Annotated in this window: 18 protein-coding genes; 10 read left to right on the top strand and 8 right to left on the bottom strand. The window is 65.4% G+C overall.

Features of this window, described 5'->3' with window-relative positions; genetic code table 11:
- Positions 1–35 precede the first annotated feature (35 nt).
- The 3 genes from uvrB (at position 36) to ACQR13_RS11155 (ending at position 4,543) form a co-directional block, all read left to right on the top strand.
- A complete protein-coding gene (gene uvrB / locus ACQR13_RS11165; protein WP_315750051.1) occupies positions 36–3,317 on the top strand; it encodes an excinuclease ABC subunit UvrB in 3,282 nt (1,093 codons plus the stop codon).
- A 146-nt stretch (positions 3,318–3,463) separates the two neighbouring features.
- Positions 3,464–4,252: a DpnI domain-containing protein gene (locus ACQR13_RS11160; RefSeq protein ID WP_316172602.1), complete on the top strand. Its 789-nt coding sequence runs from the start codon at positions 3,464–3,466 to the stop codon at positions 4,250–4,252.
- 9 nt (positions 4,253–4,261) lie between these two features.
- Entirely contained in the window at positions 4,262–4,543 is a 282-nt protein-coding gene (locus tag ACQR13_RS11155) for a hypothetical protein (protein WP_315714092.1), read from the top strand.
- Positions 4,544–5,404: 861 nt separating this feature from the next.
- Here ACQR13_RS11155 and ACQR13_RS11150 read toward each other — a convergent pair.
- A complete protein-coding gene (locus ACQR13_RS11150) occupies positions 5,405–5,797 on the bottom strand; it encodes a hypothetical protein (protein ID WP_315752728.1) in 393 nt (130 codons plus the stop codon).
- A 153-nt stretch (positions 5,798–5,950) separates the two neighbouring features.
- The gene (locus ACQR13_RS11145; RefSeq protein WP_315735660.1) at positions 5,951–6,175 is read right to left on the bottom strand and encodes a hypothetical protein; all 225 of its coding nucleotides are present in this window, start codon (positions 6,173–6,175) and stop codon (positions 5,951–5,953) included.
- Positions 6,176–6,503: 328 nt separating this feature from the next.
- Between ACQR13_RS11145 and ACQR13_RS11140 the strand changes: the two genes are divergently transcribed.
- The 6 genes from ACQR13_RS11140 (at position 6,504) to ACQR13_RS11115 (ending at position 9,888) form a co-directional block, all read left to right on the top strand.
- Positions 6,504–6,950, top strand: coding sequence for a nuclear transport factor 2 family protein (locus tag ACQR13_RS11140; protein WP_316169334.1), 447 nt, complete (start codon positions 6,504–6,506; stop codon positions 6,948–6,950).
- A gap of 134 nt (positions 6,951–7,084) precedes the next feature.
- Positions 7,085–7,351 carry a hypothetical protein gene (locus tag ACQR13_RS11135; RefSeq protein ID WP_315714089.1) on the top strand — a complete coding sequence of 89 codons (267 nt, stop codon included), beginning with the start codon at positions 7,085–7,087 and terminating at the stop codon, positions 7,349–7,351.
- A gap of 179 nt (positions 7,352–7,530) precedes the next feature.
- A complete protein-coding gene (locus tag ACQR13_RS11130) occupies positions 7,531–7,971 on the top strand; it encodes a nuclear transport factor 2 family protein (protein WP_315714088.1) in 441 nt (146 codons plus the stop codon).
- Positions 7,972–8,101: 130 nt separating this feature from the next.
- Positions 8,102–9,028 carry a hypothetical protein gene (locus ACQR13_RS11125; RefSeq protein WP_315752727.1) on the top strand — a complete coding sequence of 309 codons (927 nt, stop codon included), beginning with the start codon at positions 8,102–8,104 and terminating at the stop codon, positions 9,026–9,028.
- A gap of 151 nt (positions 9,029–9,179) precedes the next feature.
- Positions 9,180–9,593 (top strand): hypothetical protein, encoded by a 414-nt coding sequence (locus tag ACQR13_RS11120; RefSeq protein ID WP_315714086.1) that lies wholly within the window; start codon positions 9,180–9,182, stop codon positions 9,591–9,593.
- 157 nt (positions 9,594–9,750) lie between these two features.
- Positions 9,751–9,888, top strand: a complete 138-nt coding sequence (locus ACQR13_RS11115; protein WP_315752726.1) for a hypothetical protein — start codon at positions 9,751–9,753, stop codon at positions 9,886–9,888.
- A 56-nt stretch (positions 9,889–9,944) separates the two neighbouring features.
- Here the strand turns inward: ACQR13_RS11115 and ACQR13_RS11110 are convergent, their stop codons facing one another.
- The 3 genes from ACQR13_RS11110 to ACQR13_RS11100 form a co-directional block, all read right to left on the bottom strand.
- On the bottom strand, positions 9,945–10,094 hold the full coding sequence (locus ACQR13_RS11110; protein ID WP_315714401.1) for a hypothetical protein: 150 nt from the start codon (positions 10,092–10,094) through the stop codon (positions 9,945–9,947).
- 109 nt (positions 10,095–10,203) lie between these two features.
- Positions 10,204–10,683: a MaoC family dehydratase gene (locus ACQR13_RS11105; protein ID WP_315752725.1), complete on the bottom strand. Its 480-nt coding sequence runs from the start codon at positions 10,681–10,683 to the stop codon at positions 10,204–10,206.
- Positions 10,683–11,144, bottom strand: a complete 462-nt coding sequence (locus ACQR13_RS11100) for a MaoC family dehydratase (RefSeq protein ID WP_315714379.1) — start codon at positions 11,142–11,144, stop codon at positions 10,683–10,685. Before ACQR13_RS11100 ends, ACQR13_RS11105 begins: the two co-directional genes overlap by 1 nt.
- Positions 11,145–11,365: 221 nt before the next feature.
- On the opposite strand from ACQR13_RS11100, the gene ACQR13_RS11095 reads away from it, so the two are divergent.
- Positions 11,366–11,656, top strand: a complete 291-nt coding sequence (locus ACQR13_RS11095; RefSeq protein ID WP_315714083.1) for a DUF4282 domain-containing protein — start codon at positions 11,366–11,368, stop codon at positions 11,654–11,656.
- A gap of 15 nt (positions 11,657–11,671) precedes the next feature.
- On the opposite strand, the gene ychF is transcribed toward ACQR13_RS11095, so the two are convergent.
- From ychF to ACQR13_RS11080, 3 genes are all read right to left on the bottom strand, one after another.
- Positions 11,672–12,769 carry a redox-regulated ATPase YchF gene (gene ychF, locus ACQR13_RS11090; RefSeq protein WP_315714082.1) on the bottom strand — a complete coding sequence of 366 codons (1,098 nt, stop codon included), beginning with the start codon at positions 12,767–12,769 and terminating at the stop codon, positions 11,672–11,674.
- A gap of 41 nt (positions 12,770–12,810) precedes the next feature.
- Positions 12,811–13,416, bottom strand: coding sequence for an aminoacyl-tRNA hydrolase (pth, locus tag ACQR13_RS11085; RefSeq protein WP_316169336.1), 606 nt, complete (start codon positions 13,414–13,416; stop codon positions 12,811–12,813).
- Between the two features lie 72 nt (positions 13,417–13,488).
- A complete protein-coding gene (locus ACQR13_RS11080; RefSeq protein ID WP_315714080.1) occupies positions 13,489–14,178 on the bottom strand; it encodes a 50S ribosomal protein L25/general stress protein Ctc in 690 nt (229 codons plus the stop codon).
- Positions 14,179–14,224: the final 46 nt, after the last annotated feature.

Here is a 14,224-nt window from a genome sequence, read left to right as displayed (position 1 = left end):
TTTCAACTCGGCGCCATCCGTCCCATATTCGGGCCATGGCGAAGACCCCCGACACTCCCAAGAAGCCAGGCCGACCGCCGAAATCGAAAGCGCACCGGCCCGACGTGCAGCCGATCGCGCCCGCGCTCGCCGAGCTGCTCAATCCCGCCATCAACCGCGGCGAGAGCGGCATCGGTTCCTCAACGGGACTGAAGCCTCCGCCGGACAATTCCTGGGACCGCCGCAGCGGCGGCGAGGCCGCCGCGCACCGCGCGCGGGCGTCGACGCGCGGCAAGAGCGCTGAGCTTGCGGCCCGCGACACGTCCGATCGCCCGATCCCGCTGCGGCCGAATCCGCAGCCGGTGGGTGGACGTTCATCGTCAAACAACGATCCGTCGCATGGCCCGCCCCCACCCAACCCTCCCCCGCACGCGGGGGAGGGCTCCAGGCGGCAGGCGCCGAGTGCCGGCGCCAGCGATGATGCCGAGACTGCGCCGCTAGCGTCCCCTCCCCCGCGTGCGGGGGAGGGCCAGGGTGGGGGCCTCTCTCCGCAGCATCACCCCCTCGGGGCGGATGACGCCGCCTCAGCCTCCGGACTCGCCGAAGCGCCGCAAGCCAATTACGGCACCGCCGCCACCATCCCGACGCTCGATCCGGAACTGGCGCGGCAGCTCGGCCTGCCCACCGCCGAGGACGACGAGGAGGCGCTCGCCCGCCCGCCGCGCAACAAGATGGAGGCGCTCGGCGTCAAGGCCACGGCGGAAGCGCTGGAGTCGCTGATCCGCGAGGGTCGTCCCGAGTTCCGCAAGGACGACGGCTCGCTCAAGGTGTGGACGCCGCACCGGCCGCCGCGCCCCGAGAAGTCGGAAGGCGGCGTCCGCTTCGAGATCAAGTCGGCCTATGAGCCGAAGGGCGACCAGCCGCAGGCGATCAAGGAGCTGGTCGAGGGCATCGCGCGCAACGACCGCACCCAGGTGCTGCTCGGCGTCACCGGCTCCGGCAAGACCTACACCATGGCGAAGGTGATCGAGGCGACGCAGCGCCCGGCCATCATCCTCGCGCCGAACAAGACGCTCGCCGCGCAGCTCTATGGCGAGTTCAAGAGCTTCTTCCCGGACAACGCGGTCGAGTACTTCGTCTCGTACTACGACTATTACCAGCCCGAGGCCTACGTCCCGCGCACCGACACCTACATCGAGAAGGATTCCTCGATCAACGAGCAGATCGACCGGATGCGCCACGCCGCGACGCGCGCGCTGCTCGAGCGCGACGACGTGATCATCGTCGCCTCGGTGTCGTGCATCTACGGTATCGGCTCGGTCGAGACCTACACCGCGATGACCTTCGCGCTGAAGAAGGGCGAGCGCATCGACCAGCGCCAACTCATCGCCGACCTCGTCGCTTTGCAATACAAGCGCACCCAGCACGATTTCACCCGCGGCACCTTTCGCGTGCGGGGCGACGTCATCGACATCTTCCCGGCGCACTATGAGGACCGCGCCTGGCGCGTGAACTTGTTCGGCGACACGGTGGAGAACATCGAGGAGTTCGATCCGCTCACCGGCCACAAGCAGGACGAGCTGGAGTTCATCAAGGTCTACGCCAATTCGCACTATGTGACGCCGCGCCCGACCCTGGTGCAGGCGATGAAGTCGATCAAGTCCGAGCTGAAGATGCGGCTCGACCAGTTGCACGCGCAGGGCCGCCTGCTCGAGGCGCAGCGGCTGGAGCAGCGCACCACCTTCGATCTGGAGATGATGGAGGCGACCGGCAGTTGCGCCGGCATCGAGAACTACTCGCGCTACCTCACCGGCCGCCTGCCCGGCGAGCCGCCGCCGACTTTGTTCGAATACGTCCCCGACAATGCGCTGGTGTTCGCCGACGAAAGCCACGTCACGGTGCCGCAGATCGGCGGCATGTTCCGCGGCGACTTCCGCCGCAAGGCGACCTTGGCCGAATACGGCTTCCGCCTGCCCTCCTGCATGGACAACCGCCCGCTGCGTTTCGAGGAATGGGACATGATGCGGCCGCAGACCGTGGCGGTGTCGGCGACCCCCGGCGGCTGGGAGCTGAACGAGGCCGGCGGCGTGTTCGTCGAGCAGGTCATCCGCCCGACCGGGCTGATTGATCCCCCCGTCGACATCCGCCCCGCTCGCACCCAGGTCGACGATCTCCTCGGCGAGGTCCGCGCCACCGCGCAGGCCGGCTACCGCTCGCTGATCACGGTGCTGACCAAGCGCATGGCCGAGGACCTCACCGAATATCTGCACGAGCAGGGCATCCGCGTCCGCTACATGCATTCGGACATCGACACCATCGAGCGCATCGAGATCATCCGTGACTTGCGCCTCGGCGCGTTCGACGCGCTGGTCGGCATCAACCTGCTGCGCGAGGGCCTCGACATTCCCGAATGCGCGCTGGTCGCGATCCTCGACGCCGACAAGGAAGGCTTTCTGCGCAGCGAGACGTCGCTGATCCAGACCATCGGCCGCGCCGCGCGCAACGTCGACGGCAAGGTGATCCTCTACGCCGATCAGATGACCGGCTCGATGGAGCGCGCCATCGCCGAGACCAACCGCCGCCGCGAGAAGCAGGTCGAATACAACACGGCCCACGGCATCACGCCGGAGAGCGTCAAGAAGTCGATCGGCGACATCCTCAACTCGGTCTACGAGCGCGACCACGTGCTGATCGAGACCGGCGGCGGCACCACCACCGACGACGTCATCTCGATCGGCCACAATTTCGAGGCGGTGCTGGCCGATCTCGAAACCCGCATGCGCGAAGCCGCCGCCGATTTGAACTTCGAGGAAGCCGCCCGCCTCCGCGACGAAGTCAAGCGCCTCCGCGCCACCGAGCTCGCCGTCGTCGACGACCCCACCGCCAAGCAGCGCACCGTGCAAGGCAAGGCCGGAGCCTACGCCGGCACCAAGAAATACGGCGACGCCGCAAATCTCCCGACCACGGCGATGAAGGGCCGTGGCGCTGCGGCACGCGCTGGCGGCTCCTCTTCACCCTCCCCTGGAGGGGGAGGGTCGGCCGCCAAAGGCGGCCGGGGTGGGGTGAAGCCCCGCGACCCGCTCGCGCCGTCCCTCGACGACATCATCAGCGGCGGCCCAAGCACCGGCTCCAAAGTCCACAAGCCGCATCTCGACGAGATGCACGGCCCGGAATCCCTGCCCTACCGCCCCAACGCCAAGCTGCCGCCAAAGCCATTCGGCAGCAGCAGCAAGATCATCCAGCCCACCAACTCCCGCGAGTCCGGCCCCGAATTCGGCCCGGCTCCGCGCTCGACCGGTGGCGCGCCGGGAAAGCGCGGCGGGTGGAAGAAGCGGTGAGGTGTAAACCTTCTCGCCGCGTCATTGCGAGGAGCGATAGCGACGAAGCAATCCAGTCTATGCACTTGGCCTGATCTGGATTGCTTCGCTTCGCCGCTTCGCTCGCAATGACGTCCGGCCCCGCGATCTCTACTGGAAAACAAATCATGTTGAGCTACTCTGCTCACATGAAACTCGGCTTCGAAGAATCCCAGACCGCCTACACCAGCGGCACGCAGAAGGCGCGGGCGTGGACCGAGGCGTGGGTTGGCGCGCAAGCCTATTGTCCGAACTGCGGCCAGTCGAACATGACGCAGTTTCCCAACAACAGCCCGCTGGCGGATTTTCTCTGTAAAGCCTGCAGCGAAGAATTCGAGCTGAAGAGCCAGAAGAAGGCATTCGGCGCCAAGGTCGCCGACGGCGCCTATGGGACGAAGTGCGAGCGGCTGGCCGCCAGCAACAATCCCAATCTCCTGCTGATGAATTATGACCGTGACACCCGGTCGGTCATCAACCTCTTCGTCGTGCCGAAGCACTTCTTCATCCGCGACATCATCGAGCAGCGCAAGCCGCTTGCGGCGACCGCGCGCCGCGCCGGATGGGTCGGGTCGAACATTCTTCTCGATCGCGTTCCCGAGTCGGGCAAGATTCACATCGTCCGGAATCGCGTCGTCCGCTCGAAGGAGGTCGTGCTGCAGGAGTGGAGCAGGACGCTCTTCCTCCGCAAGGAATCCCTGGATGCACGCGGATGGCTGATCGAGGTCTTGAAATGCGTCGAGTCGCTCGGCAAGCCTGAATTCACGCTCGACGATGTCTATGCTTTCGACCGCCATCTCAGCCTGCTCTATCCCGGCAACCAGAACGTCCGACCGAAAATCCGCCAGCAGCTCCAGCTCCTGCGCGATCAGGGATTCCTGGAGTTCATAGCGCGCGGCCGCTATCGTTTGAAGACGTGAGGTCGGGCAATGGCCTGGTTCTTGAACTTCTATCGTTGTGAACGTTGCGCGCAGGCCTGGACCGATGAATGGTCGTGCATGTGCGACGACGAGTGTCCTCATTGCGGCGCCCGCGACATGTCTCCGTCCCGGAGCGAGGACCTGACAGAGCTGATTTTGAGAAATGAGGATTGCTTTGTCGTCCTGCGATCGGCTGATGACGCCGAGGACGAGCCGTCCTATGAAGAGCTCGGGCGGTTCTCGAGCCGAGCCAAAGCGGAAGAATTTCTCGCGGCGTCAGACCCAAATTAGGGGTGCCCTTCACGAAATCCATCAGACGGCCGCCGGACAAGCCGCGAGACAACCCGTACACCTTCCGAAAAAAATAAATCTCTTGCGCATTTTCGGAAATCATGATTATCTCCCCGCATCCCGCCTCACCGCAGAGGGGCGTAGCGCGCGATCGTCACGACACGCGAGGCGGGGATGCGATGGCCGCGAGAGATCGCAGCGTCTTCTCACGAAGGCGCGGACGAACGATCGCTTGCGGACGTGAAGTCGCAGCGTCCTGATACCCCGACGCTGGTATCAACCCGGCGCAATGCGAGCGCATGGCGGTGGGGATGGTGGCCAACAAGCCCGGCGCACCAGGGAGACTGCGTATAAGCGTGAAGACCGTCGCGCAGGGAATGCCGGTTGAATCGGCTTTGCCTGTGGTACCTGCCGCCTGCATTTTTTTCGCAGGCGGGCCATGGGTGAGGCCTTCACCCGGCATTCCCTGCGCCCTCTGCATGGTTTGCGAGGGACGTGTTCGATGCATCACTCGGGCGAGTCTCGCCGCGAGATCACGTTCTCATGTCTTCAACTCGATCGCTGTTTGAATCGTAAATCCGCCAAACCCGCCGCTGTCGTCCCGGACAAGCCGTGACGCGCGCGAGCGCGGCATGGCGCCGATCCGGGATCCATACGCCGCAGCGGACGTGATGGGCAAAATGCCCATGACCAATTTGCCTCAAACCGCTCCCTGGGGGTATGGGTCCCGGCGTTCGCCGGGACGACGATGGAGTTGGTTGAGACAGACGCGCGCCATCCTCGCCGACGTGTCGGACGAGCCGCGGCGCACACGAGCGCTGCGCCGAAGCTGACGCCATGCTTCGCGGGACGGCGCCCGCCTCACCCCGTCGCCAGCACCGCGACCGACAGTAGCGCCAGCATCACGGTCGAGCCCAGGAGCTGCAGCGATGCCTCGGGCTGCGTGCGCCAGCGCAGCACCTTGTCGGCGAGACCAAGGGTCGCGTCGTAGAACACCGGCGCGTAGGCCTGCTTGAGCACGCGCTGAAAGCGCGGCCCCGCAGCGGAAGTCATCAGCACGTGGATGATGGTCGCGCTCGCGACGAAGCCGATGATGCCGGGCCGCAGCGCCGTGCTGTGCGCCAGCTTGAGGATCAGCGCGGCGCCGGCATAGGTTGGAATGGCCTGGAACAGCGCGGTCAGCGCCATGCCTTCGAACAGGTTGAGCAGCGCCGCCTTCGGCGCGGAGGGGCTGGGAGAGGCGACGGTGAGCATGGCCCGGACATCCGGTTGCGGCGGTCCTCGGCGAGGACCGGACCGCTCCCGTCTAACCGGCCCGCCGGATGAGGACCGTGAGCCCCGTCACGCGAGGCCAGCGCCGCCGGCTGGGATGAGGGCACGCCGAGGACGGTCGACGCGCGGCATCGGCTAGGTCCGGCCCTGCCCGTTCACCTGGCCCTGTTGCTGCTGCTGACGCTCCTGCTCCTTGGCGCGGTGACGGCCATAGAGGCAGCCGGCGGCGGCGCCGAGCACGCCGTGATGGCCGGCATAGTGGCCGGCCACGCCGCCGACGATGGCGCCCTTGATGCACCCCTTGGCCTCGGCGGCCTGCGTCGACAGCAGCGCCAGCGCTGCGACGGAGGCGGCAAGCATGGTCTTCGTGATCGACATCGTCATGATCGAGCTCCGCAAGAATGGTGCGAGGTAACGGCGACGCGGCGGGGCGGTTCCCGCCTCGCAACCGGCATGACGCATTGCGCGAACCTTATCGCGCGCGGTGATGACCCAAGAGCTGAGAAATGAGCTGAGAGATGAGCCGAGAGTGGACTGAGACATGATCGTGACGCGATCACTCGCCAAGCTTCCGTTCACCGTACCGGCGCATTGAGCCGGCCGACGGTCACACAGGTGGTTGACGGCCGTCCGCCGGCATCTCCAGAACGAGATCGCCGACGCGGACATTCCCGTCAGTGGAGACAGGATGATCGAGCACATCAACAAGCAGCGCGTGCGCAAGCTGCTCGAGGCCCATGCCGCCGGCGATTTCGACAGCGTGCTGGCGCATTGCACCGACGACCTGGAGCACTTCGCCTCGGCGCCGATCGACATCTTCCCCCATCTCGGCGGCCGCCGGGGCAAGGCCGAGGTGCGGCAGATGTGGGAGACGGCGCGCAGCCGCTATGCCGAGGTCCGGCACGAGATCAAGACCATGATCTGCGAAGGCGACCAGGTCGCCGTGGATCTGCGCATCTTCCTGCGCAAGCGCGACAACGACCGCATCGTGCAATACGACCTCGCCGCCTTCTACACCCTGCGCGACGGCCGCATCGCCCGCATCCGCGAGATCATGGACACCTACGACCTGGTGCAGCAGGTGCTGGAATGCGATCTCAGCCGGCTGCTGATCGCGGGCGCCGCCCGGCCCTGAGGCCGGCACGGCCGTGGCGGACCAGGGCCTGGACCAGCCGATCACGCAAACGTCACCACCGGCGGCCTCGTCGCCTTGAACCTGTGGCCCGGGCTCCGCACCCCATGAGCGGTGGTATACGGGGCATCGGTGACATGAGAATAGCATTCCTGGCGATGGCCGGACTGGTGATGGGCGTCGTCGGCGGCGCGACGATCGGAGTAGGGCTTGGACTGGCCTGGATCGAGCTGTTCAACACCAGCGAATTCGAAGGCTATGCGGGCATGCTGGTGTTCTTCACCTTCATGCCGCTCGGCGCCCTGATCGGCGGCCTCGCCGGCGCCACCCTGTTCGGCATGGCCGCCTTCCGCGACCACGAGGTCGCGATCGCGCAGCAGCGCATGCAGCATGAAGGGCGTTAGGGCGCGGCGACCGGCGGTCGCGCGCATTTGTGCAATGCAAAAACAGCCGTTGCGCGCGCAGGTGGTTGATTTATGTGAGGCTCAAGAGAGATAGATTCGGCGCCCCGGCGCGACGTCCGTTGCGACGTCGCCTTGAGGCCGGCGCGCCCCCTTGCAAGCCAGTTCAGGATCCCGAGCCGATGACGGAGCACAGCCTCTGGCGTCTGTCGCGCGCATTGCATGGCGCGATCAACGACCGCCGTTTCGACGATTTCGCCGAACTTCTCGATGACGACATCGACTGGGCCATCTACGGCCCGATCGACATGTTTCCCTTCCTCGGCGCGCGGCACGGCCGCGCCGCCGTGCTCGACGCCGTCAGGCAGATCGCGGACAATGTGAGCATCCGCCGGCTGGAGCGCGAGACCTTGATGCTGGACGAGACCAGCGCGGCGACCATGGTCCGCTGCGCGATGACGGCGCAGGATTCCGACAAGCCGATCACGGCGCGGCTCGCGCAATTCATGCAATTCCGCGCCGGCAAGCTCGCGCGGCTGCGGATCCTGATCGATACGTTCGATCTGGTCGAGCAGACGCTCGGCCGCCCCATCGACCTGCCGCGCATCGGCAGCTTCGCCTGAGCCCGCCGGCGTGTTGGATTGTGGTCACACTCACCGGCAACCCAACACATCGTGACTGGCGCAGCCATAATTTTGCGCCAAGATTCCACCATATTCCGGCACACAGGTTCGGGCGGCGGGGGTTGCTCTCATGACATCGTATGGTTGCGCGCTGGCGGTTTTCACGGCCGGCTTCGGCCTTCTTGCGTCCGCCGCGCCGGCCCAGACGCTGATGCAGGCGCCGCAGCCGCTGCAGATCACACCCTGGCAGCAGATCGCGCCGGAGCCGGAGGACGAGGACAAGTCCGAGGACCAGGCAGCGGCCGACCCGATGAAGGACATCGACGTCGAGAAGCTCGACTGGAGCCAGCTCGCGATCGACGACACCACCTTCCTCGACCGTCCCGAAGCGGCCGCGGCGGCGAAGCGCAAGGCCGCCGCAGAGAAGGCCGCCGCGCTCGACTGGTCGAACCAGAACAAGGGCAGCCTCGCCTCGGGCGTGTCGGTCAAGCAGTCGGTGTCGCCGTTCTGGGACGCCCGCGTCGGCGCCGACATGACGGTCGCGCGGCAGCCGACCACGATGTCGGAATTGCTGGCGGAGAAGGCCGAGAACGGCGGCAATGCTCCGGAATCCGGCGGCTCGGCCTGGGCGGCCGTCACCGCGCCGGGGGCCGGCTCGATCTGGGACAAGACCGCCATCGAGGCCCGCGTCGATCCCGGATCCGATCACAGCCGGCTCGGCACCACCATCACCAAGGCGGTGCCGATCGATCACTACAATCTGACCCTGCAGAACGGCTACAACGTCACCCAGCAGGGCATGGTGCCGATTCCCGGCGCGGCGCCGAAGACCAGCCGCAGCTTCGACACCGAGCAGTCCGCCAAGCTCTCGATCGGCGACACCGGCACCAGCGTCACCGCCGGCCAGACCCTGTCGTCGAGCGACGACAAATGGCTGCGCAAGGTCGGCGCGGAGCAGAAGCTGTCGGATGGTCTCAGCATCTCCGGCTCAGTCAGCGAGACCGCGCAGGGCGGCACCAGCAAGAGCATCTCGGCCGGCTTCAAGCGGAGCTGGTGACGTTCACCATTGCGGCAGCCCGCCACGAATGATCGAACGTTCGCCGCAGCTTCGCCGCGGTGCGGCCCAATTTGGCCGCACTGATAGGCTTTGAGAAGTTCGTCGTGCGGGGACACCGCGCTCGCTTGAACGCGAAATGAGGAATTAGCCGATGAATGTCATTCGTCCGGACAAGATCGATGGAACTGAAGCCGAGCTGGATACGGATCTGGCCGCGGTCTCCGAAGTCGAGGCCGGCATTCGTGATTTCGTCCGTAACGATATCGCCTATCTGCGCCGCCCCAATGCGGCCGCCACGGCCGAGGCCTCGATCGATGCCGATGCAGCAGTGAACAGCGTCACCACGCTGATCCAGCGCGTCGCCGGCACCTCGCTGTCGGAGATCGAGAACCTGATCGGAGAGCTCGAGAGCCTGCGCGAACTGCTGCATGCCGAGGGCCAGCGGGTGCAGCGCGAGATCGCGAGCTATGCACAGCTCAGCCAGGCGGCGATGAAGTCGACCCGGGCGATCGCCGAGAACGTCACGCAGTGGAAGCGCGCCGCCGACGGCCTGCGCAGCAGCTGAACATTCTTTCCGGATCTTGAAGAGGGCCGCCGTGCGAGGCATCGCGCGGCGGTTTTCGTCTTTGCAGCGCCGCGTCCTTGAACGCGCTCCGGCCCTCCCGCGACCAACTTCCGCCGCTCTCGTGGCGGGCAGGTTGCGTCAGGGGGATGTCGCTCTCATGGAAACGATCCGGCCGCACAACACCGATCCGATTCCTCTGCGGCCCAAGCCTCAGCGGATCGGGACCATCATGGTCCGTTTCGTCGGTTTGCTGGTGGTGGCGATGGCGATCATGGTGCTCATCTGGAGCCGCTAGATCGCCTCTACGAACAGGACCGCGTGGTCCGTTCTGTTTAACGAGTAGTTAAACCGTCACTCGTTGATCGTCGCTGACGTCTCGAGCGAATACGATCCGTCCGCGTAGCCCTTCACGACCATTCCCGTCGCGAGCATCACCGCGAGCGTCACGCTGGCAAAGATAAAGCCGAGGAGTTTCAGACCACCGCGATCTGCCATACTCATCCCCCACATCCTGATCCCTGATTGGCTGTCTTATAGAGTCGGAGTTCAGAATGCGTTAGCGCGAAGTTCGTTCCGCGCCGACAATCCTACGAAGCGTGACCTTTTCGCCTCAACCGTTGTTCCGTCGAGGGACGAAGGCCGACGCAAGCACAGAGAACACCAGCTCGTCGCGCTGATTGATGCCGGTATTGCGCGCCTGCAGGATGCCCCACTCCGGGCGCGAGGCCGACTCGCGAAGCGAATCAATCGCGCTCGAGAAGCTGATCGTATCTCCTGCAAGCACCGGCTTGTGCCAGCGCAGATCACGGAAGCCGGGAGAAGGACCTCCGAGAGCGATCGGCTCGCCACGCATGCGCGCGATCTCCAGCAGTCGCTGATTGTCCGCGATGATCAGCTTCATGCAGACCGAGCCGATGTGCCATCCCGATGCCGCGAGCCCGCCGAACAGCGACCGGCGGCCCTCTTCCTCGTCGAGATGAAAGCGCTGCGGATCGAATTGAATGGCAAAGCGCTTAATCTCTTCGGCAGTGAACGTGTAGGAGCCGAGCTCGCGGCGCTGGCCGACCTGAAGATCCTCGAAAAAGCGCATCAGCCCACCTGCCCGCGGCTCTCACGGCGCTCGACGATGATGGGAGAAACCATCTCGCAAAGTCTCATGCCAGCCTTGTTGCGCACGCTGCATTTGAAGGTGACGATCCCGGTCGACGGACGGCTCCGCGACACCCGCGCTTCCAGAACCTCCACATCGAGCATCAGCTCATCGTCAGGACGCAGCGGCGACAGCCACCGGACCTCGTTGACGCCCGGCGAGCCGAGCGAAGCGGTGCGGCCGATGAAGCCGTCGAACATCATGCGCATCATCAGCGAGCAGAGGTGCCAACCCGAGCCGGACAGACCCTTGAGCATCGACTGCGAGGCAGCCAGTTCGTCCAGATGCATCGGCTGCGGATCAAACTCAGACGCGAAGGCGATGATCTCGTCGCGGGTGACGTGTCGCGGGCCGAAGCTGCCGAACGGGCCTTGCGGAAAATCTTCGAAGGTGAGGGTCATGAGGCTGGGAATGGCTGAAAGAAGCCCGATTGTGGCCGCACTTTGCAGCAATCACAACCGGGCCGCTCGCATGGCTGACGCCCGGTCCAGTCGCAAGAGAGTGCCAGAAGGCGCCATATACCGGAACGAATTCGGCTGCCGCCGATGCCGTCTGGCGCGCAATTCGAGCACGACTTAAAGACGGATTTGACGACCGATTCGGACGTGGCCGGGGGATCAGGATGTTGGAATTTCGCGATTTGTTCCAGTGGGACCGCTTCATCACGCCCACCATCATCAAGACGTTCTATTGGCTCGTGATTGCGCTGATCATCCTGTCGGGAATTCGCGGCATTTTCACGGGCCTCTCCGAAATGGCGATCAGCCCGTTCGGCGGTTTCCTGATGCTGTTGTCGTCGCTCGCCGGCATCATCGTCGGCATGGTGTTCTCGCGCATCATCGCCGAGTTCGTGCTGATCGTCTTCCGCATCAACGAGCATCTCGGCGCGATCCGCGAGCAGGGGCGGATGTAGCCGCCCCGCACGGCCTTAGTTGTTGAAGCGGAAGTGCATGACGTCGCCGTCGGCGACGACATACTCCTTACCTTCGAGGCGCAGCTTGCCACCCTCGCGGGCGCCCGCCTCGCCGCCGAGCGCGACATAGTCGGCATAGGCGATGGTTTCGGCGCGGATGAAGCCCTTCTCGAAATCGGTGTGAATGACGCCGGCCGCCGCCGGCGCCTTGGTGCCGCGGTGGATGGTCCAGGCGCGCGCTTCCTTCGGACCGACCGTAAAGTAGGTGATCAGGTCGAGCAGCTGATAGCCGGCGCGGATGAGCCGATCGAGACCTGCCTCTTCGAGCCCGAGCGTCTCCAGGAAATCCACCCGCTCCTCGCGCGACAGCGTCGCAATCTCGGACTCGATCTTGGCCGAGATCACGACGGCGACCGCGCCCTCCTCCTTGGCGCGCTCAAACACCGCCTTTGAGAAGCTGTTGCCGTCCTTGGCCGAGCCTTCCTCGACATTGCAGACGTAGAGCACGGGCTTGGAGGTGAGCAGTCCGAGCATGCCGAAGGCGCGCTCCTCCTCCGGCTTGCGCTCCAGCAGCCGCGCGGGCTTGCCGTCGCGCAGCAGCACCAGAGCACGGGTGACCAGCTCGTACTGCTCCTTGGCGTCCTTGTCGCCGCCCTTGGCCTTCTTGGCGAGGTTGTCGACCCGCTTCTCGAGGCTGTCGAGATCGGACAGCATCAGCTCGGTCTCGATGGTCTCGATGTCGGCGAGCGGGGCGATCTTGCCCTCGACATGGGTGATGTCGGAATCCTCGAAGCAGCGCACGACATGCGCGATCGCGTCGACCTCGCGGATGTTGGCGAGAAACTGGTTGCCGAGGCCTTCACCCTTGGAGGCGCCGCGCACCAGGCCCGCAATGTCGACGAAGGTCAGCCGCGTCGGAATGATCTGGCCCGACTTGGCGATCGCCGCGAGCTTTTCCAGCCGCGGATCGGGCACGGCGACCTCGCCGACATTCGGCTCGATGGTGCAGAACGGATAGTTCGCGGCCTGCGCCGCCGCCGTCTCCGTCAGCGCGTTGAACAGCGTCGACTTGCCGACGTTGGGCAAGCCGACGATCCCGCATTTGAATCCCATGATCCGTCTCGCATCCTCTTGAGGCGAGGGCCCGGGGCGCCTTACGCGGCGCCGGCATCGCCCTTGTCCAGAAAACCTTTGGCCTGCAGCGCCAGATGCACCTTGTTGGCGAAGGTGGAGTCGCGCCGGCCCGTCAACAAACCCGCATTGTCGGCCACCGCCTCGCACAGCGCCTCGACCCAGGGCATATCGGACTTGGCGAAGTCCGACAGCACATGGCCGTGCACCAATTCCTTGACGCCGGGATGACCGATGCCGAGCCGGACGCGGCGATAGTCGTTGCCGAGATGCGCCGAGATCGAGCGCAACCCGTTATGGCCGGCAATGCCGCCGCCGACCTTCACGCGCAGCTTGCCCGGCGACAATTCCAGCTCATCCTGAAACACCGTGACGTCGCCGACGCCGAGCTTGAAGAAGCTGGCCGCTTCCTGCACGGCGCGGCCGGATTCGTTCATATAGGTCGTGGGCTTGAGCAGGATGACGCGCTCGGAGTCGAGCGTGCCTTCCGAGGTCTCGCCCTGAAACCTGCGTCGCCACGGCGAAAAGCGGTGACGCCGCGCGATCTCGTCAACGGCCATGAAGCCGATATTGTGCCGGTTGCGCGCATATTTCGCGCCAGGATTGCCGAGGCCGACAAACAGCAGCATGACGCGGCATCCGCCCCCGCCGTCGCTTCGAGAAGCACGGGACCCGCCCGTGCTTCTCATAAGCGGAACGGCTTACTTCTTCTTGTCGCCGCCAGCCGGCGCCTTGGCAGCGGCCGCGGGAGCCTTCGCAGCTGCAGCCGGAGCAGCAGCAGCGGGCGCCGCTGCGGCGCCAGCAGCCGCCTTCTGCTCCTCGCCATAGCCCGACGGCGGCACGATGGTGACGAGCGTCGCGTCGTCGCGCGACAGCGTCTTCACACCGGTCGGCAGCTTGACATCGGAGATGTGCAGCGAGTGGTTGATCTCGAGCGCGCTGACGTCGGCCTCGATGTACTGCGGAATGTTCTCCGCGAGGCACTCGAGCTCGAGCGTGTGGGTCACGATGTTGACCGTGCCGCCGCGCTTGACGCCCGGCGCGCCTTCCGAGCCCACCACATGCAGCGGCACGCTGACGCGAATGGTCGCGCCCTGGCCGAGGCGCATGAAGTCGACGTGGATCGGGAAGTCCTTGACCGGATCGAGGTGGAAGTCGCGCGGGATCACCCGGTGCTTCTTGCCGTCGAGGGTGACGTCGAAGATCGTGGTCAGAAACCGGCCTGCGAGGATGCGCTGGCGCAGCTCGCGGTCTTCCACCGAGATCGGCAGCGGGGGCTGGTTGTCTCCATAAATCACTCCGGGCACTCTCCCGGCGCGACGCTCTGCCCGTGCGGCCCCCTTGCCGACTGACGGACGGGCGGTCGCCTTCAGTTCTCTGACGGTCGCCATCGTGTTAAGTCCTTGTTTTAAAAAGTTAAAGGCCGCGATGCGGCCC

This window comes from Bradyrhizobium sp. HKCCYLRH3059 (assembly GCF_051168035.1).
Lineage (GTDB): Bacteria > Pseudomonadota > Alphaproteobacteria > Rhizobiales > Xanthobacteraceae > Bradyrhizobium.
The sequence above is the reverse complement of the archived record's forward strand: the minus strand, read 5'-3'. Positions and strand labels throughout refer to the sequence as shown.

Coding starts and splice junctions, on each gene's coding strand:
- ACQR13_RS11150 (WP_315752728.1), bottom strand. CDS start 5,797: ATGCTCACCGTCGCCTCTCCCAGCCCCTCCGCGCCGAAGGCGGCGCTG.
- ACQR13_RS11100 (WP_315714379.1), bottom strand. CDS start 11,144: ATGACCCTCACCTTCGAAGATTTTCCGCAAGGCCCGTTCGGCAGCTTC.
- ACQR13_RS11110 (WP_315714401.1), bottom strand. CDS start 10,094: ATGAGTATGGCAGATCGCGGTGGTCTGAAACTCCTCGGCTTTATCTTT.
- ACQR13_RS11080 (WP_315714080.1), bottom strand. CDS start 14,178: ATGGCGACCGTCAGAGAACTGAAGGCGACCGCCCGTCCGTCAGTCGGC.
- ACQR13_RS11135 (WP_315714089.1), top strand. CDS start 7,085: ATGAGAATAGCATTCCTGGCGATGGCCGGACTGGTGATGGGCGTCGTC.
- ACQR13_RS11140 (WP_316169334.1), top strand. CDS start 6,504: ATGATCGAGCACATCAACAAGCAGCGCGTGCGCAAGCTGCTCGAGGCC.
- ACQR13_RS11160 (WP_316172602.1), top strand. CDS start 3,464: ATGTTGAGCTACTCTGCTCACATGAAACTCGGCTTCGAAGAATCCCAG.
- ACQR13_RS11115 (WP_315752726.1), top strand. CDS start 9,751: ATGGAAACGATCCGGCCGCACAACACCGATCCGATTCCTCTGCGGCCC.
- pth (WP_316169336.1), bottom strand. CDS start 13,416: ATGCTGCTGTTTGTCGGCCTCGGCAATCCTGGCGCGAAATATGCGCGC.
- ACQR13_RS11105 (WP_315752725.1), bottom strand. CDS start 10,683: ATGCGCTTTTTCGAGGATCTTCAGGTCGGCCAGCGCCGCGAGCTCGGC.
- ACQR13_RS11145 (WP_315735660.1), bottom strand. CDS start 6,175: ATGCTTGCCGCCTCCGTCGCAGCGCTGGCGCTGCTGTCGACGCAGGCC.
- ACQR13_RS11155 (WP_315714092.1), top strand. CDS start 4,262: ATGGCCTGGTTCTTGAACTTCTATCGTTGTGAACGTTGCGCGCAGGCC.
- uvrB (WP_315750051.1), top strand. CDS start 36: ATGGCGAAGACCCCCGACACTCCCAAGAAGCCAGGCCGACCGCCGAAA.
- ACQR13_RS11120 (WP_315714086.1), top strand. CDS start 9,180: ATGAATGTCATTCGTCCGGACAAGATCGATGGAACTGAAGCCGAGCTG.
- ACQR13_RS11130 (WP_315714088.1), top strand. CDS start 7,531: ATGACGGAGCACAGCCTCTGGCGTCTGTCGCGCGCATTGCATGGCGCG.
- ychF (WP_315714082.1), bottom strand. CDS start 12,769: ATGGGATTCAAATGCGGGATCGTCGGCTTGCCCAACGTCGGCAAGTCG.
- ACQR13_RS11125 (WP_315752727.1), top strand. CDS start 8,102: ATGACATCGTATGGTTGCGCGCTGGCGGTTTTCACGGCCGGCTTCGGC.
- ACQR13_RS11095 (WP_315714083.1), top strand. CDS start 11,366: ATGTTGGAATTTCGCGATTTGTTCCAGTGGGACCGCTTCATCACGCCC.